Source organism: Asaia spathodeae NBRC 105894, from assembly GCF_025994195.1.
Classification (GTDB): domain Bacteria; phylum Pseudomonadota; class Alphaproteobacteria; order Acetobacterales; family Acetobacteraceae; genus Asaia; species Asaia siamensis.
Genome location: NZ_BAPY01000004.1, coordinates 171915 through 195633, shown reverse-complemented (window position 1 = coordinate 195633; position 23719 = coordinate 171915). Strand labels below are relative to the sequence as shown.

At 59.2% G+C, this 23719-nt stretch carries 22 protein-coding genes; 9 read left to right on the top strand and 13 right to left on the bottom strand.

Annotated features, from left to right (window positions below):
• The first annotated feature begins 39 nt into the window (after positions 1-39).
• Positions 40-642 (top strand): Smr/MutS family protein, encoded by a 603-nt coding sequence (locus AA105894_RS04430; protein ID WP_267310655.1) that lies wholly within the window; start codon positions 40-42, stop codon positions 640-642.
• A gap of 16 nt (positions 643-658) precedes the next feature.
• On the opposite strand, the gene AA105894_RS04425 is transcribed toward AA105894_RS04430, so the two are convergent.
• Both AA105894_RS04425 and hemF read right to left on the bottom strand, forming a co-directional pair.
• Positions 659-1786, bottom strand: a complete 1128-nt coding sequence (locus AA105894_RS04425; RefSeq protein ID WP_188425202.1) for a hypothetical protein — start codon at positions 1784-1786, stop codon at positions 659-661.
• A 75-nt stretch (positions 1787-1861) separates the two neighbouring features.
• The gene (hemF, locus tag AA105894_RS04420; protein WP_188425203.1) at positions 1862-2803 is read right to left on the bottom strand and encodes an oxygen-dependent coproporphyrinogen oxidase; all 942 of its coding nucleotides are present in this window, start codon (positions 2801-2803) and stop codon (positions 1862-1864) included.
• A gap of 177 nt (positions 2804-2980) precedes the next feature.
• Here hemF and AA105894_RS04415 point away from each other — a divergent pair, with 177 nt between their 5' ends.
• Positions 2981-3868: an S-methyl-5'-thioadenosine phosphorylase gene (locus tag AA105894_RS04415; RefSeq protein WP_267310654.1), complete on the top strand. Its 888-nt coding sequence runs from the start codon at positions 2981-2983 to the stop codon at positions 3866-3868.
• 56 nt (positions 3869-3924) lie between these two features.
• Here AA105894_RS04415 and AA105894_RS04410 read toward each other — a convergent pair whose 3' ends face one another.
• A complete protein-coding gene (locus AA105894_RS04410; RefSeq protein WP_267310653.1) occupies positions 3925-4254 on the bottom strand; it encodes a DUF2934 domain-containing protein in 330 nt (109 codons plus the stop codon).
• A 17-nt stretch (positions 4255-4271) separates the two neighbouring features.
• Complete coding sequence (locus AA105894_RS04405; protein WP_267310652.1) at positions 4272-4946, bottom strand: dienelactone hydrolase family protein; 675 nt, start codon at positions 4944-4946, stop codon at positions 4272-4274.
• 52 nt (positions 4947-4998) lie between these two features.
• Here AA105894_RS04405 and AA105894_RS04400 point away from each other — a divergent pair, with 52 nt between their 5' ends.
• From AA105894_RS04400 to groL, 3 genes are all read left to right on the top strand, one after another.
• Positions 4999-5232 carry a DUF4169 family protein gene (locus AA105894_RS04400; RefSeq protein WP_267310651.1) on the top strand — a complete coding sequence of 78 codons (234 nt, stop codon included), beginning with the start codon at positions 4999-5001 and terminating at the stop codon, positions 5230-5232.
• Between the two features lie 138 nt (positions 5233-5370).
• Positions 5371-5661, top strand: a complete 291-nt coding sequence (gene groES / locus AA105894_RS04395) for a co-chaperone GroES (protein ID WP_127101220.1) — start codon at positions 5371-5373, stop codon at positions 5659-5661.
• 51 nt (positions 5662-5712) lie between these two features.
• Positions 5713-7356, top strand: a complete 1644-nt coding sequence (groL, locus tag AA105894_RS04390) for a chaperonin GroEL (protein ID WP_267310650.1) — start codon at positions 5713-5715, stop codon at positions 7354-7356.
• Between the two features lie 361 nt (positions 7357-7717).
• On the opposite strand, the gene AA105894_RS04385 is transcribed toward groL, so the two are convergent.
• The 7 genes from AA105894_RS04385 to AA105894_RS04355 form a co-directional block, all read right to left on the bottom strand.
• Entirely contained in the window at positions 7718-8611 is an 894-nt protein-coding gene (locus AA105894_RS04385) for a prohibitin family protein (RefSeq protein WP_188425209.1), read from the bottom strand.
• Positions 8612-8797: 186 nt separating this feature from the next.
• The gene (locus tag AA105894_RS15920; protein ID WP_304500466.1) at positions 8798-8977 is read right to left on the bottom strand and encodes an MGMT family protein; all 180 of its coding nucleotides are present in this window, start codon (positions 8975-8977) and stop codon (positions 8798-8800) included.
• Positions 8919-10373, bottom strand: coding sequence for a M48 family metallopeptidase (locus AA105894_RS04375; RefSeq protein WP_267310649.1), 1455 nt, complete (start codon positions 10371-10373; stop codon positions 8919-8921). Before AA105894_RS04375 ends, AA105894_RS15920 begins: the two co-directional genes overlap by 59 nt.
• A gap of 3 nt (positions 10374-10376) precedes the next feature.
• A complete protein-coding gene (locus AA105894_RS04370) occupies positions 10377-10784 on the bottom strand; it encodes a hypothetical protein (protein WP_267310648.1) in 408 nt (135 codons plus the stop codon).
• 76 nt (positions 10785-10860) lie between these two features.
• Positions 10861-12537, bottom strand: coding sequence for a CHASE2 domain-containing protein (locus AA105894_RS04365; protein ID WP_267310647.1), 1677 nt, complete (start codon positions 12535-12537; stop codon positions 10861-10863).
• Between the two features lie 201 nt (positions 12538-12738).
• Positions 12739-13821 carry a bifunctional transcriptional activator/DNA repair enzyme AdaA gene (locus tag AA105894_RS04360; RefSeq protein ID WP_267310646.1) on the bottom strand — a complete coding sequence of 361 codons (1083 nt, stop codon included), beginning with the start codon at positions 13819-13821 and terminating at the stop codon, positions 12739-12741.
• Between the two features lie 130 nt (positions 13822-13951).
• Positions 13952-15628 carry an alpha-keto acid decarboxylase family protein gene (locus AA105894_RS04355; protein WP_267310645.1) on the bottom strand — a complete coding sequence of 559 codons (1677 nt, stop codon included), beginning with the start codon at positions 15626-15628 and terminating at the stop codon, positions 13952-13954.
• A 96-nt stretch (positions 15629-15724) separates the two neighbouring features.
• Here AA105894_RS04355 and AA105894_RS04350 point away from each other — a divergent pair, with 96 nt between their 5' ends.
• Positions 15725-16630 (top strand): LysR family transcriptional regulator, encoded by a 906-nt coding sequence (locus AA105894_RS04350; protein ID WP_373316718.1) that lies wholly within the window; start codon positions 15725-15727, stop codon positions 16628-16630.
• A 12-nt stretch (positions 16631-16642) separates the two neighbouring features.
• Here AA105894_RS04350 and AA105894_RS04345 read toward each other — a convergent pair whose 3' ends face one another.
• Positions 16643-17545, bottom strand: coding sequence for a LysR family transcriptional regulator (locus AA105894_RS04345; protein ID WP_267310644.1), 903 nt, complete (start codon positions 17543-17545; stop codon positions 16643-16645).
• A 103-nt stretch (positions 17546-17648) separates the two neighbouring features.
• Here AA105894_RS04345 and AA105894_RS04340 point away from each other — a divergent pair, with 103 nt between their 5' ends.
• Positions 17649-18410, top strand: a complete 762-nt coding sequence (locus AA105894_RS04340) for an SDR family NAD(P)-dependent oxidoreductase (protein WP_267310643.1) — start codon at positions 17649-17651, stop codon at positions 18408-18410.
• A 33-nt stretch (positions 18411-18443) separates the two neighbouring features.
• Here the strand turns inward: AA105894_RS04340 and AA105894_RS04335 are convergent, their stop codons facing one another.
• On the bottom strand, positions 18444-19226 hold the full coding sequence (locus AA105894_RS04335; protein WP_267310642.1) for an SDR family NAD(P)-dependent oxidoreductase: 783 nt from the start codon (positions 19224-19226) through the stop codon (positions 18444-18446).
• 115 nt (positions 19227-19341) lie between these two features.
• Here AA105894_RS04335 and AA105894_RS04330 point away from each other — a divergent pair, with 115 nt between their 5' ends.
• Both AA105894_RS04330 and AA105894_RS04325 read left to right on the top strand, forming a co-directional pair.
• Positions 19342-20253 (top strand): LysR family transcriptional regulator, encoded by a 912-nt coding sequence (locus tag AA105894_RS04330; protein ID WP_267310641.1) that lies wholly within the window; start codon positions 19342-19344, stop codon positions 20251-20253.
• Positions 20254-20638: 385 nt separating this feature from the next.
• Positions 20639-23590, top strand: a complete 2952-nt coding sequence (locus AA105894_RS04325) for a TonB-dependent receptor domain-containing protein (RefSeq protein ID WP_267310687.1) — start codon at positions 20639-20641, stop codon at positions 23588-23590.
• The last annotated feature ends 129 nt before the right edge of the window (positions 23591-23719 follow it).

Here is a 23719-nt window from a genome sequence, read left to right as displayed (position 1 = left end):
GATGGATCGGGTTCTGATGCGCTTGAGTAAGGAGAAACCGTGTTCCGACGCGATCTGAGTGCCGAGGAAGAAAGTCTCTGGAAGGCTTTCACCCGATCGATCCTGCCCATGCGGGGGCATCAGCTTTCGTCCGCGCGCAAGAGGCGAGGCACGGTGCAGAAGGTTGCGACTGGCCTGTCTGCTGCTCCGGTCCAGAGTGGGGCGGTGGACGAAGCAGCAACGCAGAAGATCCTGCGGGTGAGAGAGGTTCTGAGGCCCGCAGCCACGCTCTCAAGGCCCGCTCGTGTTCAGGACCGGCTCGAAATCAATGGGCGACAGCCTGGCCTAGATACGACGTCATGGAATGCCCTCGCCAGTGGCAAGATGAAGCCGCAAAAGCGTCTGGATCTTCACGGGCATTTTGCACAGGATGCTTTCCATAAATTCCACCACTTCCTGCATGCCAGCAGCGCCCAGGGCATACGGTGCGTCGAGGTGATTACCGGGCTGGGCAGCGGGCAGGAAGGGGGGGTAATTCGCCAGGAACTCCCTCACTGGCTCGAGCGTGGTGATTTGCGCCCGCTGGTTCTGGCCGTTGTTCATACGCATAAGCGGAACAAGGGCGCCGTGCGTATCCTGCTCCGGGCGCGTAACCGGGTCTGAACCCTGCGCTCCATACTCAGGTAGGACGCGTTTCCTGACCCTGGCGCCATCTCGGCTGGTTGTTGTTGATCCAGCGACGCAGCGCCAGCAGCGCCGTCAGTTCAGGCTCGAGCTGATTGAGAAGCGGCGCTGCATCAGCACCCGCCGTTATTGTGAGATGCTGGCTGTCATTCCAGCTTTTGAGCGCAGGATCATTGACCGCTTCCTGCGCCGCATGACGCCAGCGTGCCACTGCCAGAGGCGGGGTCAGCATGGGCAGGGCAAGCACAAGGGCCGATGCAGCGGCATTGGCGACAGCGAGCCAGGATTGATACAGGGCGCCACTCGGCGCATGGCCACGCGCCATCAGATAGGTTGCCTCGAAATCGGGCACACCAGGGATGACGGGGCCAGAGTAGAATATAGGCTTGATACCCTGAGGTGCCGAGGCGATATCGGCTGACAGGTCGTCGCCCGGGCCCGGTGTCAGCTGGACCGCATCGACATCGCCATTCTTGAGCGCGTCGAGGGCCGCCTTCTTGGTTGCATAACCGGAAACCGGCAAGGGATGCAGTCCGAGAAGCGATAGTCCCAGCAGGCTCGCGAGTTCGACCCCGGTTGGGTGAGAAACCGCAAGCCGCACCGGCCGATCATGAAAAAGCCCGCTCAGGCGCGAGCGGATCGTGCGGTGCAGTTCGGCGCGGGCAATGGTGACCACCGGACGGCGCGCCATGATAAGGGCGGCCCAGCGGGAAAAGTCGAAATGAACACGCCCATCCCCGGCGAGTGATGCGATCAGGGCAGCGCCAGGAGCCAGAATGGTCGTGCCGCCATCGGCCTCGGGACTGACTGTGTCGAACAGATTGGCCGCGGTAACGCCATCGCGCCCGAGATCGTAATGGGTGGCAATCGGAGAGGGCGCGGCGAGGCCTTTCGCCAGCGCCGTGGCCAGAATGGGTGCTACCTGACCCGGCAGGGAATCCGGACCGCCACCGATGATCAGTTTGGGGGCATCGATGGCAGAAGACGCGGCCTCGGCGCGCTCATCGTCTTCCCAGGCGCGGGCAGGGCAGATGGCGGCCAGATTGGAGGCGGCAAGGGCGGAAAGTAGTGTACGACGTGTCAGGGATCGACCGGCCGTGAAAGGCATTAGCTTCGTACGCACTTCTTTCCCTTTACCGCCAGATCGTCCGGCCTGGGCGTTAAGCCAGACGATTGCGGCTAAATAGTGACCCCTCGATCAGGGCCATTTCACCTCTGGGGGCATGCTCATCAGAATGGCTTCGGTATTGCCGCCAGTCTTGAGCCCGAACACCGTACCACGGTCGTGGATAAGATTGAACTCGACATATCGCCCTCTGCGAATGAGCTGCGCATCGCGCTCGGCTTCGGTCCAGGGCTGCATCATGCGGGCACGTACGGCGCGGGGATAGGCCTCGTAGAAGGCAAGCCCGACATCCTTGGTGAAGGCAAAGTCGTTCTGAACGTCGCCGCTGTCGAAATGGTCGTAGAAAATGCCGCCCAGTCCGCGCGGTTCACTGCGGTGATGCAGGTAGAAATACTCGTCGCACCAGGCCTTGAACCGCTCGTAATAAGCGGGGTCGTGACGCATGCAGGCATCGCGAAACGTCTTGTGGAAATCTGCTGCATCCGCCTTGGCTTCCTCGCTATCGGGGAAGATTGGCGTGATGTCGCCACCGCCCCCAAACCAGCCATTGCTCGTGATGATCATGCGCGTATTGAAATGCGCAGCGCTCACATGCGGGTTGCATGGATGGGCGACCAGCGAGATGCCGGTAGCGAAAAAGCGCGGATCGACATCGGCACCGGGCATGCTCTTGCGGAATTCCGGCGAGAACTCACCCCAGACCGTCGAGACATTGACGCCGACCTTCTCGAACACACGTCCGCGCATGACCGACATGACACCGCTGCCATGCAGATTGCTGTTCGTGTCTTCGCTTCTGTCCCAGGCTGTGCGTTCGAAGCGACCGGCCTCGGTCTTGTCGCGCAGTACGGGGGAGTTCTTCGCGACTGCCTCGTCTTCGATCGCCTCATAGGAGGCGCAGATCCTGTCGCGCAGGGTCTCGAACCAGTGCCGTGCTGTCTCTTTAAAAGAGTCATGGGGCACATGATCACGAATGAGGGTGCCGAATGTCTTCGGATCCAAGGTCTCGCTCATCGCAAGCTCCACATTCTGTTCCAGCCGGTCTTCCGCCAGCCTGAGTGATGGAGCCTATAGCAAAACCGGCCGATCGAAACCATGACAGCGCGCATGAAAACACTGACAGGTTGCGAACCGTGTCAATCTGGTGTTCCTGAGCATTCTGTTGGCGACAATGCGAGAAGGCAGCTTTGCATGACTGAAGACGTGACAATCGAGCCTGTAATCGGCCTTATCGGCGGTTCGGGACTCTATGATATCGACGGGCTGGAAGAGAAGGAATGGCGTCGGGTCGAGACCCCCTGGGGCGAGCCTTCCGATGAGCTGCTTTTCGGCCGCCTGAATGGTGTGCGCTGCGTATTCCTGCCGCGTCATGGCCGTGGGCATCCCATCCCCCCGTCAGAGCTGAATTTCCGCGCCAATATCGACGCGCTGAAGCGCTCCGGTGTGACCGATATCGTCTCTCTTTCCGCAGTGGGCTCGCTGCGTGAAGACCTGCCGCCGGGCCAGTTCGTGCTGGTTGACCAGTTCATCGACCGCTCATTCGCTCGCGAAAAGAGCTTTTTCGGTCGTGGCTGCGTGGCTCATGTGGGTATGGCTGACCCGGTTTCTGCCCGTATGGGTGACGTGATTGCCGAGCAGGCCGCAAAGATCGGCGTCGAGATGGTGCGTGGCGGGACCTATCTGGTGATGGAAGGGCCGCAATTCTCCACCCGCGCCGAAAGCGAATTGTACCGCCAGTGGGGCTGTTCGGTAATCGGCATGACCAACATGCCGGAGGCCAAGCTCGCTCGTGAAGCCGAGATGTGCTATGCGAGCATCGCCATGGTGACCGATTATGATTGCTGGCACGACGACCATGACTCGGTGACTGTGGACGCCGTCGTTGCCGTCATGACGCAGAATGCTGCCAAGGCGCGTGCGCTGGTCAAGGCGATCATTCCGGAGCTCGGACGCAAGCGCGGTCTCTGCCCCTCAGGCGCCGAGCGCGCTCTCGATCACGCTATCATCACGGCGCCAGGATCTCGTGATCGTCAGCTTCTCGACAAGCTCGATGCCGTCGCCGGGCGCGTGCTGCGCTAAAAAGCTGCAGCGGTGTGGATAAAGGCATCCGAGCCTTTATCCCTGCTCCTGATCTGTCAGGACGACTCGTTTTCTTTCTCGGGGAAGTGCTCGCGGTCGCCCTGATCGGTCTGTCTTTCAGGAAACTCCCCCAGATTCTTCTGGATTTCCGCATTTTCCACCTGAACATCGGCAAATTTAGGCTCTGGCAGATCCTTGACCGGAATTTCACCGGCATGAGGATTCTCCTCCATACCGATGATCTCCGATGCGTTCTCAAGATAGGCGTCGGCGCCGCAGCCGGGCTTGCCATCCGCCTCCCAGAGTTCCTGCGCCTTGGCCTTGATACGGGCGTCGCGCTCGGGGCTGTCGACCAGCGGATTTACGGGTGTTTTATCTGCAGACATTGTCGCGCTTTCGGTTATCAGAGATGGGTGGCAAAAAACGCCATGCTGCGCTCATGGGCGAGGTCGCGGGCGTACTTGTTGAAACTCGGGCGGTCGTCACAGCCGAAACCATGCCCAGCATCGTCATAGACAAAGATCTCGACCTCGGGCCGGTTCTCGCGAATGGTGTTGATATCGGTATGTGGGATATGGTCATCCTCGCCACCGAAATGGAGCTGAACCGGGCAATGGGGCTTCTCATGGCTCAAAGCGGCAATACCGCCCCCATACCAGGCGGCGGCGGCGGCAAATTCACGCGTGCGCGTGGCGGCTTCCCATGCCACCAGTCCTCCCCAGCAGAAGCCAAGAATGCCGACCTTCTGATGGCCGTGGCGGTTGAGGGCATGGGCACTGGCCGTAACATCGGCCAGAAGTCCGTCAGGGCTGATCCGGGCGCGCAAATCGAGGCCTGTCTGAATGCCCTCGCCATCATAAGGCAGAACTGCGTCGCGTCTGGCTCGGTCGAACAAGGCCGGCGCAATGACATGATAGCCGTGCCTGTCAGCCAGTTCGTCGCAGACAGCACGGATATGGTCCGTCAGGCCGAAAATTTCCTGCACCACGACCAGTGCGCGACTGGCGGTTGGCTCTCCTGCCTCGTAGGCTGCGAAATGATGGGTGTCCGAGGCAGTAAGGGATATCAGGCGTCCCATGGACCGACCCTCCTTCTTTCTTGTTCGCTCAAAGGCAGGATCAACGATCACCATGACTGAAATCGTCAATCTGCGTCGAGTGCGCAAACGTCTGGCGCGCGAGAAGGATGCTCGCAAGGCCGAGGAAAACCGGGCCCTGTTCGGTCGCACCCGGGGGGAGCGCCTGAAGTCTGAAGCCGAAAGCAGCCGTCTGACACGCGAACTTGATGGCGCGAGGCTCGACAGCCAGCAAAACGCGAGTGACGCTTCGATGAAAAACAGCATTTGTCCCGACGACGACACTTGACGATAGGCGAGGGCTCTCCTACCTCTTTGGCACTCTCGTATCGGGAGTGCTAACGCGCTGCGGCTAAGCGGGCGCGCAAACCGGCGGCGTTGCTTTTGAGCAAGGACGCCGCCTTAGAGAAAAGTGGAGCGATCCATAATGACAAATTTTCGGCCTTTGCATGACCGTGTCGTCGTTCGTCGCCTTGAAGGCGAGCAGAAGACGGCCGGTGGCATCATCATTCCGGACACCGCCAAGGAAAAGCCGATGGAAGGCGAAGTCGTCTCCGTAGGTTCGGGCGCCCGTAATGAGCAGGGTCAGCTCGTGGCACTGGACGTCAAGGCTGGCGACCGTGTGCTGTTCGGCAAGTGGTCCGGCACCGAGGTGAAGATCAATGGCGAAGAGCTGCTGATCATGAAGGAAAGCGACATCATGGGTGTGATCGGCTGATTTTCCAGCCTCCCCGTTATCGCAAACTGAACCTCTACTGGAGATAAGACTATGGCTGCCAAAGACGTAAGATTCGGCGCTGACGCACGCCAGCGCATGCTGCGCGGCGTTGATATCCTTGCTGACGCTGTGAAGGTCACGCTCGGCCCGAAGGGTCGTAACGTTGTTCTGGACAAGAGCTTCGGCGCACCGCGCATCACCAAGGACGGCGTTTCCGTCGCCAAGGAAATCGAACTGGCCGACAAGTTCGAGAACATGGGCGCCCAGATGGTGCGCGAAGTGGCCTCGAAGACCAACGATATCGCTGGTGACGGCACGACCACCGCGACCGTTCTGGCCCAGGCCATCATCCGTGAGGGCGCCAAGGCTGTTGCCGCTGGCATGAACCCGATGGATCTTAAGCGCGGCATCGACAAGGCTGTTACGGCCGTTGTTGAAGAGCTGAAGGCAAATACCCGCAAGATCACGACCCCGGCCGAAACGGCTCAGGTCGGCACGATCTCGGCCAATGGCGAGCATGAAATCGGCGAGATGATCTCGCAGGCCATGCAGAAGGTTGGTTCCGAAGGCGTGATCACGGTTGAGGAAGCCAAGGGCCTGCACACCGAACTCGACGTCGTCGAGGGCATGCAGTTCGACCGTGGCTACATCTCGCCGTATTTCGTGACGAACGCCGAAAAGATGATGGCGGATCTGGATAACCCCTACATCCTGATCCATGAAAAGAAGCTGTCCTCGCTTCAGCCGATGCTGCCGCTGCTCGAGAGCGTTGTGCAGTCCGGTCGTCCGCTCATGATCATCGCAGAAGACGTCGATGGCGAGGCTCTTGCCACGCTGGTCGTCAACAAGCTGCGTGGTGGCCTCAAGATTGCTGCCGTCAAGGCTCCTGGCTTCGGCGACCGCCGCAAGGCCATGCTGGAAGACATCGCCATCCTGACGGGCGGCCAGGTCATCAGCGAAGACATCGGCATCAAGCTCGAGACGGTTACGCTCGACATGCTCGGTCGCGCCAAGAAGGTGCATATCGAGAAGGAAAACACCACGATCGTTGAAGGCGCCGGTAACACGGACGACATCAAGGGCCGTTGTGCACAGATCCGCGCGCAGATCGAGGAAACCACCTCGGACTACGACCGCGAGAAGCTGCAGGAACGTCTGGCCAAGCTGGCTGGTGGCGTCGCCGTCATCCGCGTCGGTGGCAGCACCGAAGTCGAGGTGAAGGAGCGCAAGGATCGCGTTGATGACGCGCTGCACGCAACCCGCGCCGCTGTTGAAGAAGGCATCGTTCCGGGTGGTGGCACGGCTCTTGCCCGCGCTTCCGTTGCCCTGAAGGATCTGGCTTTCCAGAACGACGACCAGCGTGTCGGTGCGGACATCATCCGCAAGGCCCTGCAGGCTCCGCTGCGCCAGATCGCGTTCAACGCTGGTGAAGATGGCGCTGTCATCGCTGGCAAGGTGCTCGAGATCAACGAGTACACGCACGGCTTCGACGCCCAGAACGGCGAGTACAAGGATCTGGTGGCCGCTGGCATCATCGATCCGACCAAGGTCGTCCGCACGGCTCTTCAGGACGCAGCTTCGGTTGCCGGCCTGCTGATCACGACGGAAGCCATGGTTGCCGAGAAGCCCGAGAAGAAGGCCGCTCCGGCCGGTAGTCCGGGTGGCATGGGTGGCATGGGCGATATGGATTTCTGATCCAGCGCCTTTCCATCAAGGTTACGAAAGAGCCGCCCTGTCGAAAGACAGGGCGGTTTTTTCATGTCTGGAGGCCTGGCTTCTGTGAGGATCTGACGCGGTTCAGGAGTTCGCGCGTTGGCACCTGCAAGACGGACGTCGCGGTTGCCGGATGAGTATGTGATGTTGATGAATTGCGTGGAAGACCGGCGGCATGCCGCCGCGTTTCTGTCGCGATGAGGGCGGGTGATCTGCCCGGTCGCCTTGGGGGCAGGATGAAAACCCAAAGGGAAGAACAGCCCCCCTGAAAGGGTAGGGCTGTTTCCTCAAGGAAGGATTTCTCGAAGCTCCGCAGCTATTGGTCGTCGAAGCTTCTGGCGGGTTATTTCTGGGCTGACTCCATCGTGCCGATAAAGGGCAGCGGGGCGCCTGCGCTCAGATAGGTCGGCATTGTGCCAGTCCAGCGATCCAGCGCTTTTTGCTGGAGCAGGGAAGGGGTCAGCGATTGAGAGACCAAAGTATTGGCCTTGGCTTGAGCCTGGGAAGTTACGAGCAGGGCCTGAGCCTGCCCCTGGGCTGTGGCAACAGCCGCGTCTGCCTGCGCCTTGGCCTGGACAACCTGAGCCTGGGCTGAGATCTGCGTCTGCTGCAGGGTGTATTGTGCCTGCAACGCCTGCTGCTGGGCCACCTGCTTCGCTTCGATGGCCTGTGCATAGGCATGGGAAAAAGCGAAATTGGCCGTGTTCACCGACTCAATGCTCAGATGATAGGGCAGCAGGGATTTGATGATCAGTTCCTTGATCTGGCCATCCACAAGGTCACGCTTCGTGATCAGCTCTTCAGCATTGTAATTGGCCGTGATGGCTTTCACGTCATTCGACACTGTGGGCTCAATGATACGATGAGCGAGCGTTTCGAGATTGCGGAAATCGCGGAAAAATCCCGGGGCGTCGGCAGAGGCGATGTGAAATGTGACCGAAACCGACGTGTGCACATCTTGCAGATCATGCGTTGCAGCCTGCTCATGAGAGGTAATCGTCTGAGGCTGGGTCGAAACAGAAACGACCTTTTGATAGACCGGCAGCACGATATGCAGACCGGGTTCCAGCGCGCTGGGCTGGACAGAACCGAAATTGGTCAGAATGCCGCAATAGCCTGAAGAAATCTGATAGAACGGGTTAAGTATCGCGATAATCGCGATTGCGCCCACGGCGAAGCCACCAAATTTCAGAACGGTCGGAGAAAAGCGTGCGGGCGGCGTTGGAAAATTTATCACGTTTTTTTGCCTCATCAGATCAGTGACCGATCAATTCTTGGGCAGGACGATACGCTGCCGTATCCATTAATATGGAGGCGGAGTCTCTATACTGTCAAAAGGAATCAAAATGGACAAATATGCAATCATTATAAAAGCATGACTGCTCCGTTTCTTTCTTTTTTGCGGGAGGCCATCAAAAATCCCTTACAAAGGGCAGAGCTGTCTTTCAATTTCGAGAAGGCGTTGCTTGCGCCACAGGCCGCCACTATAGCCGGTGAGGCTGCCATCGGCGCCTATGACGCGATGGCAGGGATAAGAAGGGCGATCAGTTTTTCTCCATCGCCGAGCATTGTCCGGCCAGATTATCCTCTCCCAGTCCTTCACAGATTACGCTGAGTTTGAGCACGGAGACGCCGTCTTTTGCCTGCCGTGCATTCTTGATGCGATAGGGCAGGAAACCGGTATTACCCATCGCCTCTTCTTCTTTCGCCATGTACGTTTCGGCCTCTCCGGTCTTGCCTGCAGCAGACAGGGTGTTGCCCCATGCGACAGCAATTGGAAAGGTTACGTCATCGCGTTCCGCAGCAGTGCCAAGCAGCTTTTCTGCCTGGTTTTTCTGGCCGGTCTGCACGGCAACCTGATAGGTCATAAGTGCATAATAGGCACTGCCAGAGGCGGGTTGCGCGATGTGAGCAAGTGTCTGATGAGCCTGCCCCCACTGTGACTGTCCGATCAGAGATGCGGCCCGCTCCAGTTGATCTGTCCCCTTGAGGAGAGCCGTCACGGGTGAACTGGTCACCCAATGCTGTAGCGGCTTTCGGGCGAGAGCTACATGAGCACGAACGGGATAGGCCTGCCGCAGATAGGCGGCGAGCGCGAGTCGTCGCTCTCTGGCATGAGGATGCTGCTGCGCTACGGCTCTGAGGGCATCGACAATGGCCCCATCGAGGTTGTCGCCTGCTTTGGCCGTGAAGGTAACTGAGTCTGCGTTGAAACTCTTGCCAGTCTTTTGCTCGAGTTGTGCCTGATGCGCGACATCCTGATCTTCGGAACTGATCAGTACATCCATGACATCGGTTGCAGCACTTACAGAGTATCCGGCCCGTGCCATCAGATCGACGGCGAGTGCATCGGCTTCCTCTTCCTGCCCGCGTGACCACGAGGGAAACAGCGTGGTATCCAGAAATGCCTTGGCACCCATCGCCGACACGAGTGCTTTTGACACGGCGTCAGCTGCACCGATGCCTGCGGAGGCCCTCCCAATCACCGAACCCCACTTCATGGCACTGAAAGCGTAGTCTTTCCGTGTTTTGCTCTCACGCTGGGCAGCTGTGTGCCCCAGAAGGATGTGGGAGAGCTCGTGGGCGAGAACGAAGGCGAGCGCATCTTCCTTCTGGATTTCAGGCGTATCGTGGAAATAGCGTATCAAACCGGTGTTGAGAAAGATTGCTCCCCCGACCGAAACGTCTGAGGTAAAGGCTGTGTCGGGTGTCAGCCATACGCGTGCATCCGGACGGGGACCCGACCAGGAGGCCAGAAGGCGGTCTACGATGGCCTGAGGGTAATCCGATACCTCGGGGGCCTCGATAACACCTGAGGCAAGGGTGTTGGCAGGTGTCAGCAGGCCTTGCACAGTTGTTGACTGAGCATAATCCTGCGGAGGGTGGATCTGGTCGATCAGCCGACCGTTGGTTGGGATGCCGCCTCCGTTTCCGCTGTCGCACGCAGCAAGTGCCAGGGTTGTCAGAAGGGCAGTCGAGAGCAGGGCAGGGCGTTTCATCAATCAGCTTCCGTGGCAATTTCGACCGAGGTTGTTGGTGCTGCCACCGATTTCATCGGCAGAGGCTGCGCCGATTTGCACGCATTGAGTGGGTGTCGGTGCGACTGCCCTGATATTGGCTTCGACGGAGTCTTCAGTGACGTAGACGAGTCCCTTATCGGTCTCGACAGCGAGCATGTCCGTTTCGGTGTCTTTGGCGACGATGCGATGTCCGGTCAGCGAAGCCGCCTCAATCTGTGTCTGGGGCTGCCCATTATGGTCGTAGGTCTGGATTGAGGGGGTGTGATAGGTCCCTGTAATGACTGGGGCGTCTGCAGCCGAGGCAGCGCCGGACCAGCCCGCGCACAGGCCAAACAAGAGGGGAGAGAGAGCTGCACGTGTCAGCTTGCGGGCGAAATGCCTGTTTGACATGGATATCTCCTTTCATCAGGTCTGGTGAAGAATGCTCTCGCCGCGGATACCGGCTGCTTCAAACAAAGCCGGTTCGCTATGCATGGCGAGAGAGCGCGCGGCGTCCTGCCGAGTAGATCGAAACTGGCAGGTCGATCAGCCGGTTCAGAAGTCGGCAAAGTGGCTGGACAAACCGGTTTCGCTCCTCCTCTTCCTCGACGCCGGCTGCGAGCCAGAGCAGGAGCAGACCGATCCAGTCTGCATTGGGCCATCTGGGGCCTGCTTCGTTGAGCGCGAAACCGATGGCGGAAAGACTGCCGAGGAAGCACAACTGAGAGAGAAGGCCACGCTCCTTTTCTTCCTTTTCGGCGCGCGCCGCACGTGCCATGGGCAAGGCCCAGGCGCCGAGGAACAGGAATGTCACGAACAGCCAGATAACGAACTGATCGATCAACATGGCCCGGGTGGCACTCTGAAAAGAAGGTATGGCAACGACAAGAAACGCGCCTAGCGCGCAGGCCACAGCCCGTTTGCGTATGCTGGTTCTGGCGTGACGCTTGTGATTATTCTGTGCGCCCGAGGCGGCAAGGACGTCGAACTGCTCTTTCTGCTGGGCAGGTTTCATGCGCATGACGAGCGCTACGCTGCAGACGAGCCAGATGAGCGCCTCAAGTAACTCGGCCTTGTCGAGACGTAACCATCCTATCTGTCCCATTTCGGGCGGCTCATGAAAATAGCGCGCGCCATAGGTCACGAGATTGTCGAAAGCCATGGCATGAGTGACGACGCCCGGAACCCGCCCAAGCAGGGGTACTATGGAATCATCGTGCTGATCGCGGATGTCGGATCCGTAAAATACCGCGCGATCGGCAAGAAGCGTGGCGAGGGCAGGGCTGCCTGACGGTGTGCCTCGGCCGCTATGCCCAAGTTGCTCTGCGCCAATTACCAGAGGATAGAAAGCGAACTGCCTTTCGCTGCCTCGAGAATGCAGAAACAGATAGGTCAGGGCGAGGCGTGAGGCTGCAGTAAGGCGAGCGCAGGGGCCTTCGTTCCAGATGGCACAGCCGTTTTGCCAGTAACCGGATTGGTCGCTGACGATATCCTGCGCGGGATCGGAGCTCAGCCCCCATCTGATAACCATCGGGCGGGTAAACGCTTCTTCCTGAACGTCTCCACAACGCGTCGACCAGGCCTGATGACACAAGGTATCGTAAAGCGCCCAGGCCGGATTTACTGCAACAGGAGCTTCTCCTGTTTCCCGGGCTTCCATGCCCTCTTCCATGAGGGGGTAGCTTCCGGAGGTTTCGAGTCCATTGCTATAGACCTGAAGCGGTCTGAGAATAGGCGGAAGGGCGGGCTGCAGGTCTCCTGCTTCCCCCCTTGCAAAGAGCAGAGGCACCTTCATCGAGCGAGCTCTGGCGATGAGAGGGGCGAAACTCTCAAGTGTCTCGCCTGGTAGTTCACGCATCATGCGAAAATCGACGAAAATCGCAGCGGGATGTGCATCGAGCATCTGATTGAGGATGGCAATATGACGAGCGTATGAAAGAGGGAAAGCAGTCCCGAAACGTTTGAGGCTTGCGTCGTTCACCTCAACAACGGCGACGTGTCGGTGTGTGTCAGGGCTCTGAGCGCCATAAAATGGCGTGGTGAGAGCGTTGAATAAGCCAGCCGAGGTCTGCTTCGTTGCGCTCTCAAGACCAAGCGGGTCGAGCACCTTGTAGATGATGAAGAAAATCATCATCGCGATGACGTAAACAAGGCGCACACGCATCAGCGCGCCCCTCGTGGAAGCCGATCCCCGTTTTCTCATTCCACCCGCTCAAGCTCGTTTCCCCGTCAGCTCATCAGCGCGGCATCAGGCGTTCCAACACACTTTGAAACGTTTCAGTAAAGCTTGGTCACGTTATATTGACGTTTGCAACAGATTCTAGCGGTGGAGTCAGGAAATCGTGTGATGCGTTGCAACTTGGCCTCACCAAGAGCCAGCGTTAGTTGGCTGTAAGCATGGTCGATGGGATCGCTCGATTTCGATAAGGCGTTGCTTGCGCCAAAGGCCGCCACCATAGCCGGTGAGGCTGCCATCGGCGCCGATGACGCGATGGCAGGGGATCAGCAAGGCAATCTGATTGGCACCATTGGCGCGCGCGACGGCCCGCACGGCGCCCGGCTGGCCAAGTTGGCGCGCGATATCAGCATAGCTGCGTGTCTCCCCGACAGGGATATCGCGCAAAAGGCGATGCACCTCGCGGGTGAACCCGGTGCCCTGCGGGGCGAGAGGGGTCTGAAACGCCGCCGAACGCCCGGCAAAATAGGCGGCAAGTTCCTCACGAACCAGTTCTGTCGGGGCGGGTGTGCCGAGGCCGAGAGGCGCCTTGAGGTTTTTCTGCAGCGCCTTGAGTTCGCCGGGCAGGGCCTTGCGGTCGATGAATTCGAGGAGATGGAGATGTGTTGCGCTGGCGACGGCAATCATGTCGCCCAGCGGTGTCGGGACCCAGCTTGCCTGCAGCAAGCCGCCCGGCTTGAGGCTGGCAGGCGCAGCCCCCAGAAGTCTCGAAAAAGCCTCCCTGAAGGCGCTGGGCGAATCAAAGCCTGAGTCGAGCTGAGCCTTTATGACTCGCTCACCCTCGGCCAGGGACAAGAAGCCCTCTCGCAGGCGATACTGCCGTGCCATGTCGAGAAACGTCATGTCGAAATAGCGCTTGAAGCTCCGTCGAACCGTAGACAGATCATAGCCAAGCGCGGTGACGTCGCTTTCCTTCCAGCGTCGCCCCGGTTCGGCCTCCAGCAGGGCGAGAAGCCGTGCGACGGCTGGATCATTGGCGGTGGCGCTGCGAAGCGGATGGCATCTCTTGCAGGCCCGAAATCCGGCTTCGAGGCATTCTCTCACGCTGGATCGAAAAACGCAGTTCGTGGAGAGCGGCTTGCGTGCCGGGCAGGTCAGGCGACAGAAGATACCGGTCGTGCCAACACACACAAACACGCTGCCGTCGTAACGCGCATCGCGAGCGACAAGGGCATCATAGAGCGTGTCATGGGAGGGGAGAGGGAAGAGCATGGTTCTTCCCTACCATCTGATGAATCGATGCTGCGTCGGAAATCGGGCGTTTCATCCGCTACGGGCCTGATCAATGGCATAATGATCAGGCCGGTATAATGAGCCGTGCCGGATGAGGCGTCGGGGCGGTTCAGTTCGTCACGGGTGGCCGCGCGTTGGTCTTGGCCACTTCCTGGCCCCAGCGTACCAGATCGTCGGTGCAATCCTCACGGTCGAGGGTGCATTCGATCAGGGTCGGGCCGCGCCGGTTCTGCCTCGCCTTGCCGATCGCTTCTGCAAGCTCGCCAGCTGTATTGGCCCTGAGGCCCAGCCCGTGGCCTTCAGACGCATTGAAGACATTGATGAGACCCGCGTAATCCCAGTTCTGGATATAATTATACGGGCCATCATGGATCTTGATCTCGATGACATAGCCCCGGTTGTTGATCAGGAAGATAATGACCGGCAGCTCGTAACGGATCATCTGCGCTACTTCCTGTGCGGTCAGCTGGAATGACCCGTCTCCCACCATCACGATATGCTGCCGTTCTGGCGAGCCAGTGGCATTGCCAAAGGCCGAGGGGACCGACCATCCTATATGGCCCCATTGCATTTCGAGTTCGACACGGGCCTTGGCGGGCAGGTGCAAACGCACGGCGTTGAACCAGCTATCGCCAGTCTCTGCTGTCAGCGTTGTATCAGCCGTCACAAGAGCCCCGATCTGACGCATCATCTCGTCATTGGTCAGTCTGGCCTCGGCGGGTAGTGGCGCAGAGACTGGCAGAGAGAGGGTGGAGTTGTCGGCGCTCAGGGGGCGTCGTGGCGCCTGTTCGCTCAGGGCGGTTACGAACGAGCGCAGATCGACACCGCCGAAGTTGGTTCCAGCAACGACCACGTCATCAGGATTGACCAGAACGATCTTCTCGCCTCTGGGCCATGCTTCCCAGCCGACGGTTGAATAATCATTGAATACCGGGCCGAGGCAGAGAATGGCATCAGCGTTATCGATGAGCGCTTCGGCACCGGGCGAACTGACATTGCCCCAGTAGACGCCGCGATATCCGGGGTGGTCTTCAGGAAAAAATCCTTTTGCCGCTGCCATGATGGTCACGGCACATCCCAGGCGTTCAGCCAGCTTTACTGCCGCATCAAGGCCATGGGCGGCGCGCAGCTTGCTCCCGACAAGAATGACAACCTGTTCGCGTTTTTCCAGAAAGGACAAGGTCGCTGCGACTGCCTGATCGAGCGTCGTATTGCAGGCAGGCTTGCGAGGCAGGAGCGCCTCGATGGGGCCGGGTTCGGGGCATTCGAGATCGGCTACGTTGCACGGAATTTCGAGATAGACCGGCTTGCTCAAGGCAAGGGCACGCTCGATCACGTGATCGATCTTGGCAGGGGCGTCTTCGGCCGAAAACAGCCGCTCGGCGGCAACTGTGACATGGCGGACCATCTCGAACTGATAGCCGTAATCGGACGTGCCGAGAGTATGGTGCAGTATCCGGCCTGTGCCGTGGTCATTTGTATTGGGGGCGCCCGAGACGAGGATAACAGGCAGGTTTTCGGCATGGGCGCCGCCAAGCGCGTTGATGGCAGACAGGGCGCCGACGCTGAAGGTCACGACTGCGCAGGCTGCGCCTTTCGCCCGTGCATAGCCTTCGGCTGCGAAGCCGCAATTCAGCTCGTTGCAGCAATAGACCTGTTCCAGCCCGTCCTGAGCCAGAAGCTGGTCGAGAAGGACGAGATTGTAGTCTCCCGCGACAGCAAAGTGATGGTCGACGCCGATCTGTGTCAGGCGTTTTGCGAGATAGCCACCGATAGTCGTGCTCATGGAGGTCAGGCGTCCTTCTGGTGCGTGTCGATTGTGTCGTAGTTTGTCCTTGGTCCTAATCTGCGTCCAATATATGTTTGGGCCCTCTTTCATACTTTGAGGATATGGATCATCGACCTGAGACGTTGGCGCTATCTGGTGACGATTGCCGAGGCTGGCAGTTTCACGCGCGCGGCCGCACTGCTGCATATGGAACAACCGCCGCTCAGCCAGCAGATCAAGGCGATGGAGCGCGAGCTCGGTCTTGTGCTCTTCGTTCGGTCCCGTTCGGGTGCCGTGCCGACCGAGGCCGGGGCCGCGCTGGTCGAGCGGGCCCGGGTCCTGATCGGGCTTGAGCGTGAGGTCACCTCACTGGCGCGGGGGCTGTCACGCGGTGAGCAGGGCAGGCTGCGCATCGGTCTTGCGGGCGCGGTTTCCCTTCTGCCTCTGGTTCCAGGTGCGATACGGGCATTTCGCGAGCGCTGGCCGGATGTCATCATCACGCTTGAGGAAAGCAATACGCCTGCTCTGTGTGACGCGCTTCACGACAGACGCATCGACATTGCGATCGTGCGCCCTCCGGCGCCCGTCCAGACACTCATCGTGCGCCCCCTGCTGGAGGAAGCGACGGTGATTGCGCTCCCCAAAGGCCATGCAGCAGCCTCTCACCGGGTTGTCAGGCTTGAAGCCTTGCGGGATGAGCCGATGATCCTGTTCGAGCGTGCGCTCGGTCCGGGGTTCTATGACGCGATCATAATGGCCTGCGGTCATGCAGGTTTTGTGCCGCATATCGGCCAGTCGGCACCGCAGATCATTGCGACGGTTTCTCTCGTCGCCGCGGGGCTGGGTGTCTCGATCGTGCCGCAATGCCTCAGCCAGATCCATGCAGAGGGGGTAAGTTATCACCCGATCATAGGGTCTGCGCCCAAGGCGGCTCTTGCTGTGGCGATGATCGATGGCCCGGTTTCGCTGCCTGTACAGCGCTTCGAGACAATGCTCAGAGAGGCAGCCGCGGCCTTGTGAAGGCGGTGCTTTTCATGGGGTGTGCTGCCTGAAAAACCCTGAAAACAGTTCTCTGGCCCAATCCATGAAGACGCGCACACGCGGGGCCAGCTGGCGGTTGCTGGGATAGAGCAGCGAAAGAGGCGTGGGGGCAGGCGGGTAGCCGGACAGCACCTCCACCAGCCTGCCCGCAGCGAGATCTTCCTCAAAGCGGTATCGTGGCGCCTGGGCGAGCCCGAGACCGAGACGCGCCGCCTCGGCGCAGGTTTCGGCCCCGGAAACCAGCAGCCGGGCAGGGATAAGCCGCTCGACAAGGCCATTTCGGGTTGTGAATTCGAGCGGCAGGACCTGTCTGGTGCGCGAGGACAGAAAGGCGATCATCTGATGGCCGTCCAGATCGTCTGGCGAGGTCGGGATGCCATGCTGCGCCAGATAGGTGGGGCTTGCTACGGTAACCTCATGCAGAACACCGAGCGGCCTCACGATCATGTCGCTATCGGGCAGGGGGCCGCCGCGTATGACGCAATCAACCCCTTCACGCAGCAGGTCGACCAGCCTCTCTCCTTCGCCAAGATGTACGTTCAGACCCGGATAGCGCGAGAAGAAATCGGGCAGGGCCGGAAGCAGGATCGTTCGCGCCAGGTGGCCGACAGTGTCGACCCGTATCGTGCCGGAGAGGGCCCCGCCGATCATGCTGTCTGCCTCCTCAAGCGCGGTCAGAATGGACTGGCAGCGCTGATAATAGAGAAGGCCTTCTTCCGTCGGCTGCACGTGGCGGGTGGACCGTTGCAGCAATCGCGTGCCGAGACGTTGCTCCAGCGCCTGAATGGCCGCCGTCGCAGCTGGGCGTGAAACGCTTAAATCATGCGCGGCTGCGGTGAAGCTGCCGCGCTCGACCACGCGCATGAAAAGGGTGAGCGAGGTCAGTCTGTCCATGGGCATTGTTCCGTGATGCTGAACAATCCTGACAGGAAACACCGGCTTATCGCAAGCTCATGCCCATGATGATCTGTGCCTGTCGAGAAAACAGGAGATCGCAATGACCACTATCCAGAAAATTGCCGTCATCACGGGTGGCAGTCGTGGCCTGGGAAGGGCCAGCATCGAGGCCTTGGCCCGGCGCGGTATCGGGACCGTCTTCACCTACAAAAGCAATCGCGCGGCGGCCGATGAGGTGCTGGCCATTCTGCGCGATGCCGGTGTGCCGGGTCAGGCATTGGCGCTGGATGTCGCCGATGCGTCTTCCTTTCCCGCTTTCGCAGGAAAGCTGCGCGAGACGCTCGCCGGATGGGGCCTCACGCATTTCGATTATCTGGTGAACATGGCAGGGTCGTCCCATACGGGAACGCTGACCGATACAAGCGAGGCGGAATTCGATCGTATCTATGCTGAGCATCTCAAAGGGCCGTTTTTCCTCACCCAGGCCGTGCTGCCTCTGCTGTGTGATGGCGGGCGCATCGTGAATATTTCTTCCGGGCTGACGCGCATCATCTATCCGGGGCGGATCGTCTATGGATCGATGAAAACCGCTGTCGAGACCATGACCCGCTATATGGCCAAGGAGCTTGGCCCGAGAGGGATCACGGTCAATACGGTGGCCCCTGGCGCCATTCAGACCGATTTCTCGGGCGGTATGGTGCGTGATAACCCGGAAATCAACCGGCATATCGCACAGAATACCGCCCTCGGCCGCGTCGGCCTGCCCGAAGACGTTGGCCCGATGATCGCTGCGCTGCTGTCAGAGGATAACCGCTGGGTCAATGCACAGCGCATTGAGGTGTCTGGCGGCCAGTCGCTCTGATTGACCTCTCAGGGCATCAGAGGGCCGTGATCGTCACGATTGCAGGCGCGTCAGTCGGGCATGGCGCGCCGCTTTGTCGGGCTCTGGCGTGACCCGGTTGTCGCGCACCATTTGTCTCGTGGCTTCATCGCCACCCACGACGTGATCGTCGTTGTTCATGAGCGCCTCGAAGGCCTGGCGGGCGACAACGGTCTTGTCGTTCTTGGGGCCCTGATCGATAGCGCTGGTGCCCATCCCCGCATTCTTGTGAAAGCGGCTATTGGTCGTCCCGGGCAGGAATGCCGTGACGGACACATTCTTCTCTCTGAGTTCCTCTCTCAGGGATTCAGCGAACATGAAGCCGAACGCCTTGGAGGGGCCATATACCGTCTCGTAGGGCGTCGGCATCGTGGCTGAGACGGAAGAGGTGATGAGAATACGGCCTTCGCCGTTTGCCACCATATGGCGTGCCACGTTCTTGGCCATGTGAACGGTGCCGGTAATGTTGATGGCGATCACCCTGAGATCGTCTTTCAGATCAGTATCGACAAAGGCGCCGCCCAGACCGATCCCGACATTCAGGGCCGCGATTTCCACCTTGCGCCCAAGGGCGAGAACGAATTGCCAGAAACTCTCGACGCCTTCGCTTTGTGAGGCATCAGCCCGGTGCGGGTAAGCTGCGGCGCCCTGTGCTTCAATCGTTCTTGCTGCGTCGAAAACCTGGACGCTTGATCCCGAGATCGCCACATCATACCCGTTTCGGGCGAACTGAAGGGCCAGCTCAAGGCCAATGCCTGAAGATCCGCCTGTTACGAGGGCCAGAGGTCTTGCCGTCATGAAATATCTCCTGTTGCAAATGATCCTGTCGATCGCTCCAGAAGACGCGTTACGGCGTCATGAGGTTTACTGAGAAGAATTTGACTGATTGATGATCCTGATTCAGGAATGAGTCATGGAACCAGTCAGCAAGGATAGTCTCGAGGTCTTTGTCGCCATTGCGCGGGCGGGCAGCTTTGCGCGGGCGGCCCTGCAACGGGGTGTTACCGGCTCCGCTCTGAGCCACACCATGACCCAGCTTGAGCGTCGGCTGGGTGTCCGTCTGTTTCATCGCACGACGCGACAGGTCCGGCTGACGGGGGCTGGTGAAATGCTGCTGGCCGAGATCGCGCCGCGCTTTGCAGAAATCGACGCGACACTCGCACAACTCGATGAGTTTCGGTTGGCACCTGCAGGGCGTGTGCGCGTGACCGTACTTCGTGACGCAGCGACCCTTCTCCTGGCGCCCCGGCTTGCGGATTTTGCTTCCCGCTATCCGGGCATAGAGCTCGACATCACGGTCGATGACCGGTTTGTCGATGTCATCTCGGAAGGGTTCGACGCAGGGATACGGTATGGCGGGACGGTTCCTGATGGCATGATCGCAGCCCGTCTGACCGATAAACTGCGCTGGGTGATTGTCGGAGCACCGTCCTATCTCGACAGAATGGGCCGCCCCGAGACGCCTGAAGCCTTGATGCAGCATCACTGTATCCGCATCCGCACCGGCACGGGGCGCCTCTATCCCTGGGAGCTGGGTGATGGCGAAGCCTGTGTCGAGATCGATGTGCCAGGACAGATCATTCTGGGCGATACGGAATTGTCCCTTGCCTATGCCCTTTCCGGGGGCGGGCTTTTCTATTGCCTGCATGATCGTGCCCGCGCGTTCGTCGAGCGTGGTGATCTTGAAGTCGTGCTTCCCGAATGGGCCTCAACCGGCGAGGGGTTTCACGCCTATTATCTCTCGCGCCGTCATGTGCCCTCTGCCCTCAGGGTATTCCTCGATTTTTTCAAAAGCGGGCCAGCTTCCTCGCTGGCGCCTCGCTGATCGTTTCTGCGACGACGGCGTCGTCTGTCTTTTCTGAAAGATCGGGCCGCTCAGACGCTTCCTGCCCGGCCGAAGGAACGATCTGAAAATGAAACAAAGAGCGCTGTCGTTATCGGGGGGATCGTTCGGACGATTTTTCCGGTCGGATCGATTCAGTCTGCTTGTCGTCGAATTTCGATCTGGAACGGAATGTTTCTCAAGAGTAATTTAGATTTCCTAAAGTAATATATGTGTTCGCATTACAACGTAGGTAAGTAACTATGTGATAAAAATACAATGATATGAATCGGGGAATGTCGAAGTGAAATAAGACACTGGACCTGATTTCGTTTGTGAAATCTTTTCGTCTCCAGAACGCCTTTTGGAGGTCGAAAACACTATGAAGATGATCAGGAACAAGCGACGACTACTGCTTGTCTCCACGCTCGGCGCCGGACTTGCTCTGGGTCACGCGCAGACTGCCCATGCGGCACAATCTGCGACGGCTCCGGCTCACAAGACGCATAAGCGTGTGGCGAAGAAGGCAGCGCCGTCTGTTGCCCGCCAGCAGGCCACAACCGCTCCCGCAGCCGGCGCCGCGCCGCTGGTTCAGCCGGCGGCGCGCACGGTATCGGTCCAGCGTAATGCTTTTGCCCCTGTTGCAGACAGCCTTTCGCGCGGTGGCAGCGAAAATATCGTCGTGACGGGTTCTGCTCTGAGCACCTCGAACAACGCCAATGCCAACCCGGTGCAGATCGTTACGGCCAAGCAGATCATGCAGACCGGCGCAAGCACGGTTGGTGACTATCTGCAGCGCCTGCCTTCCGTTGGTTCATCCGGCACCTATAACTCGCAGACCAATGGTACCGGCGGTTCTTCCTGCGTCGATCTGCGCAATCTCGGGCAGAACCGTACGCTGGTGCTGATTGACGGCAAGCGCACGACGCTCAACGGCAATAACAGCTGCGTCGATCTCAACACGATCAACGTCTTTCAGGTTGCAAGCATCGAAATCCTGAAAGATGGCGGTTCGGAGCTTTACGGCGCTGACGCTGTGGCCGGTGTGATCAACATCAAGATGCGCCATGACCTCAACGATGCGAACATCACCGTCAAGGGTGGCATCTCCGATGTTGGCGATGGCCAGACGGGTCAGATCTCTGGTTACAAGGGCTGGAATTTCGACCACGGCAAGGGCAACGTCACCCTGTTTGGTTCCTACATGACGTCCAGCGGCATCATGCAGCGCAACCGCGCCTGGTCGCGTAACGTGCAGACCAACGATCCGGTCGACGCCTCTGATCTGTTGTTCGGTTCATCCATTCCGACCACCGGCAAGTATTTTACTGATTCCGGCACCTATATCCCGAATGCCAGCGGCTCGGGCTATCACAGCGCGACGTCAGCCGACCGCTATAATTACGGTTCGCAGCAATCCCTCACCAACTCGCTGCAGAACTCGACGCTGTCTTTCGATGCGCATTACGACGTGAACAAGCATTTCACGCCCTATGCCAATTTCCAGTACAGCCATCGCACATCCAGCACGATGCTGGCCCCTGAGCCGATGACGGGCAGCATCTACCCGTCCAATCTGCCGTCGAGCCTCGTCATCCCTGCTGACGCGCCTTACAACACGTTTGGCGAAGACGTGCTGATGTACAAGCGCTATGGCGAATGGGGTAATCGTCGTACCGAAACCGCTACCGACACCTATACGGCCATCGCTGGCGCCAAGGGCGAAATCACCCATGGCTGGATGTATGACCTGTCCTACACCTATGGCTGGAACCAGGTGACATCGCAGATGTCCGGTGTGGGCAACTACGCCAAGCTGCTTCAGGAATACGGGCTGCAGCAGGTCGATCCGACGGATTCCAGCAGCGCTCTGGTCTATAATCCTTCGGTCTGCCAGGCCTCTTCCGGTTGCGTGCTTTCCGATCCGTTCAAGCCTCTTTCCTCGGCGGCTGCGGCGTACTCCAACTACACCAGCCACGATCATTACTATTATCAGCTGCGTGACCTGAACCTGCGCATGCATAACAACCATGTCGCGACCATGCCCTGGAAGGGCGGTGGTGATCTGGGCTTCGCGCTGGGCATGGAACATCGTGGCGAGCAGCTGGCCTATCACCCCGATGCCGTCGTGGCTTCCGGTGATACGCTCACCAACTCGGCCTCCTATACCGGTGGCGGGTTCAACGTTACGGAAGGCTATCTCGAGGGCAAGGCCACGCTGCTGCATGATGTGTTCCTCGCCAAGGATCTGACCATTGATGCGCAGGGGCGTTATTCGTCCTACAGCACCTTCGGTGGCACCAAGAACTGGAAGGCCTCGATCAACTGGGCGCCGATCCGCGATATCCGGTTCCGTGCAACCATCGGTTCATCCTATCGTCAGCCGAACGTCTATGAGCTCTATTCGGGTGGCAGCCTTGGCTATGCTTCGGCAACCGATCCGTGCGCACAGGCAAGCTCCTATGGTTCGCTGTCGGCGAATGTCGTCGCAAATTGCGCCAAGCAAGGGATCAACACCTCGACCTTCGTGGCAGCCAATTCGGGTCAGGTGCCGACGCTTTATGGTGGTAATGCATCGCTGAAGCCGGAAACGGGTCGTACCTACACGATCGGCACGGTCATCACGCCGCGCTGGGTTCCGGGTCTGTCGGCTTCGGTCGAATACTGGCACTACACGATCAAGAACATGATCTCCTATCTGAGCTCGCAGTATATTCTTGACCAGTGCTACACGGGTGCCAGCTCAAGCTATTGCAGCAATATCACGCGTGTTTCCGGCACCAGCCAGCTCAATTCGGTGACCGATTATTACGCCAATATCGGTGGCCTGCGCACGAGCGGTATCGATTTCGATCTCGATTATCGCATCCGTGTCACGCGCAAGGACGTGGTGACGCTGGGCAACAACTTCCAGCAGCTCATCAGCTATCTGCAGCAGAACGAGCCTGGCGGTCAGTGGTATAACTATGCCGGTCGTCTGATGTATCAGTCGGGTACGGGCCAGCCGCGCGTGCGCGACTATGCCACGCTCAACTGGCAGCATGGCAATTGGGGCGTCACCTATATGCTCAAATATACGGGTGGCATGGTCTGGAACAACGGATCGCAGGATCTCAGCACGGCGCTCGGCTATGGTCGCTACAAGACGCCCGGCATTTTCTCGCATGATCTGACGGTCAATTACCGCCTCAACCGCTGGAACTTCACCGGTGGCGTCAACAACCTGTTCGACAAGCAACCGCCTTTCGTGGCCGATGCTTCAACGAACAGTGCGGCAGGGCTTTATGGCGATCTCTATATGGGCCGCTATGTCTTCCTGCAGGCTGGCGTGAACTTCTGATGTTTCCTCCCGGCGCGGTACTGCGTCGGGAAAAACCTGCCTCGCGCTATGAGGCAAGCGGGAGAGGCGGCTGCAAGGCCGCTCTCCCGCTTGTCGTTTCCGACGATTCATTCTGACGGTTTATTCCAG

Bases quoted from the DNA above. Each gene is read 5' to 3' on its own strand.
- AA105894_RS04400 (WP_267310651.1), top strand. From the start codon at position 4,999: ATGACTGAAATCGTCAATCTGCGTCGAGTGCGCAAACGTCTGGCGCGC.
- AA105894_RS04410 (WP_267310653.1), bottom strand. From the start codon at position 4,254: ATGTCTGCAGATAAAACACCCGTAAATCCGCTGGTCGACAGCCCCGAG.
- AA105894_RS04325 (WP_267310687.1), top strand. From the start codon at position 20,639: ATGATCAGGAACAAGCGACGACTACTGCTTGTCTCCACGCTCGGCGCC.
- AA105894_RS04375 (WP_267310649.1), bottom strand. From the start codon at position 10,373: ATGAAACGCCCTGCCCTGCTCTCGACTGCCCTTCTGACAACCCTGGCA.
- hemF (WP_188425203.1), bottom strand. From the start codon at position 2,803: ATGAGCGAGACCTTGGATCCGAAGACATTCGGCACCCTCATTCGTGAT.
- AA105894_RS04355 (WP_267310645.1), bottom strand. From the start codon at position 15,628: ATGAGCACGACTATCGGTGGCTATCTCGCAAAACGCCTGACACAGATC.
- groES (WP_127101220.1), top strand. From the start codon at position 5,371: ATGACAAATTTTCGGCCTTTGCATGACCGTGTCGTCGTTCGTCGCCTT.
- AA105894_RS04405 (WP_267310652.1), bottom strand. From the start codon at position 4,946: ATGGGACGCCTGATATCCCTTACTGCCTCGGACACCCATCATTTCGCA.
- groL (WP_267310650.1), top strand. From the start codon at position 5,713: ATGGCTGCCAAAGACGTAAGATTCGGCGCTGACGCACGCCAGCGCATG.
- AA105894_RS04415 (WP_267310654.1), top strand. From the start codon at position 2,981: ATGACTGAAGACGTGACAATCGAGCCTGTAATCGGCCTTATCGGCGGT.
- AA105894_RS04335 (WP_267310642.1), bottom strand. From the start codon at position 19,226: ATGACGGCAAGACCTCTGGCCCTCGTAACAGGCGGATCTTCAGGCATT.
- AA105894_RS04340 (WP_267310643.1), top strand. From the start codon at position 17,649: ATGACCACTATCCAGAAAATTGCCGTCATCACGGGTGGCAGTCGTGGC.
- AA105894_RS04360 (WP_267310646.1), bottom strand. From the start codon at position 13,821: ATGCTCTTCCCTCTCCCCTCCCATGACACGCTCTATGATGCCCTTGTC.
- AA105894_RS04370 (WP_267310648.1), bottom strand. From the start codon at position 10,784: ATGTCAAACAGGCATTTCGCCCGCAAGCTGACACGTGCAGCTCTCTCT.
- AA105894_RS04365 (WP_267310647.1), bottom strand. From the start codon at position 12,537: ATGCGTGTGCGCCTTGTTTACGTCATCGCGATGATGATTTTCTTCATC.
- AA105894_RS04330 (WP_267310641.1), top strand. From the start codon at position 19,342: ATGGAACCAGTCAGCAAGGATAGTCTCGAGGTCTTTGTCGCCATTGCG.
- AA105894_RS04345 (WP_267310644.1), bottom strand. From the start codon at position 17,545: ATGGACAGACTGACCTCGCTCACCCTTTTCATGCGCGTGGTCGAGCGC.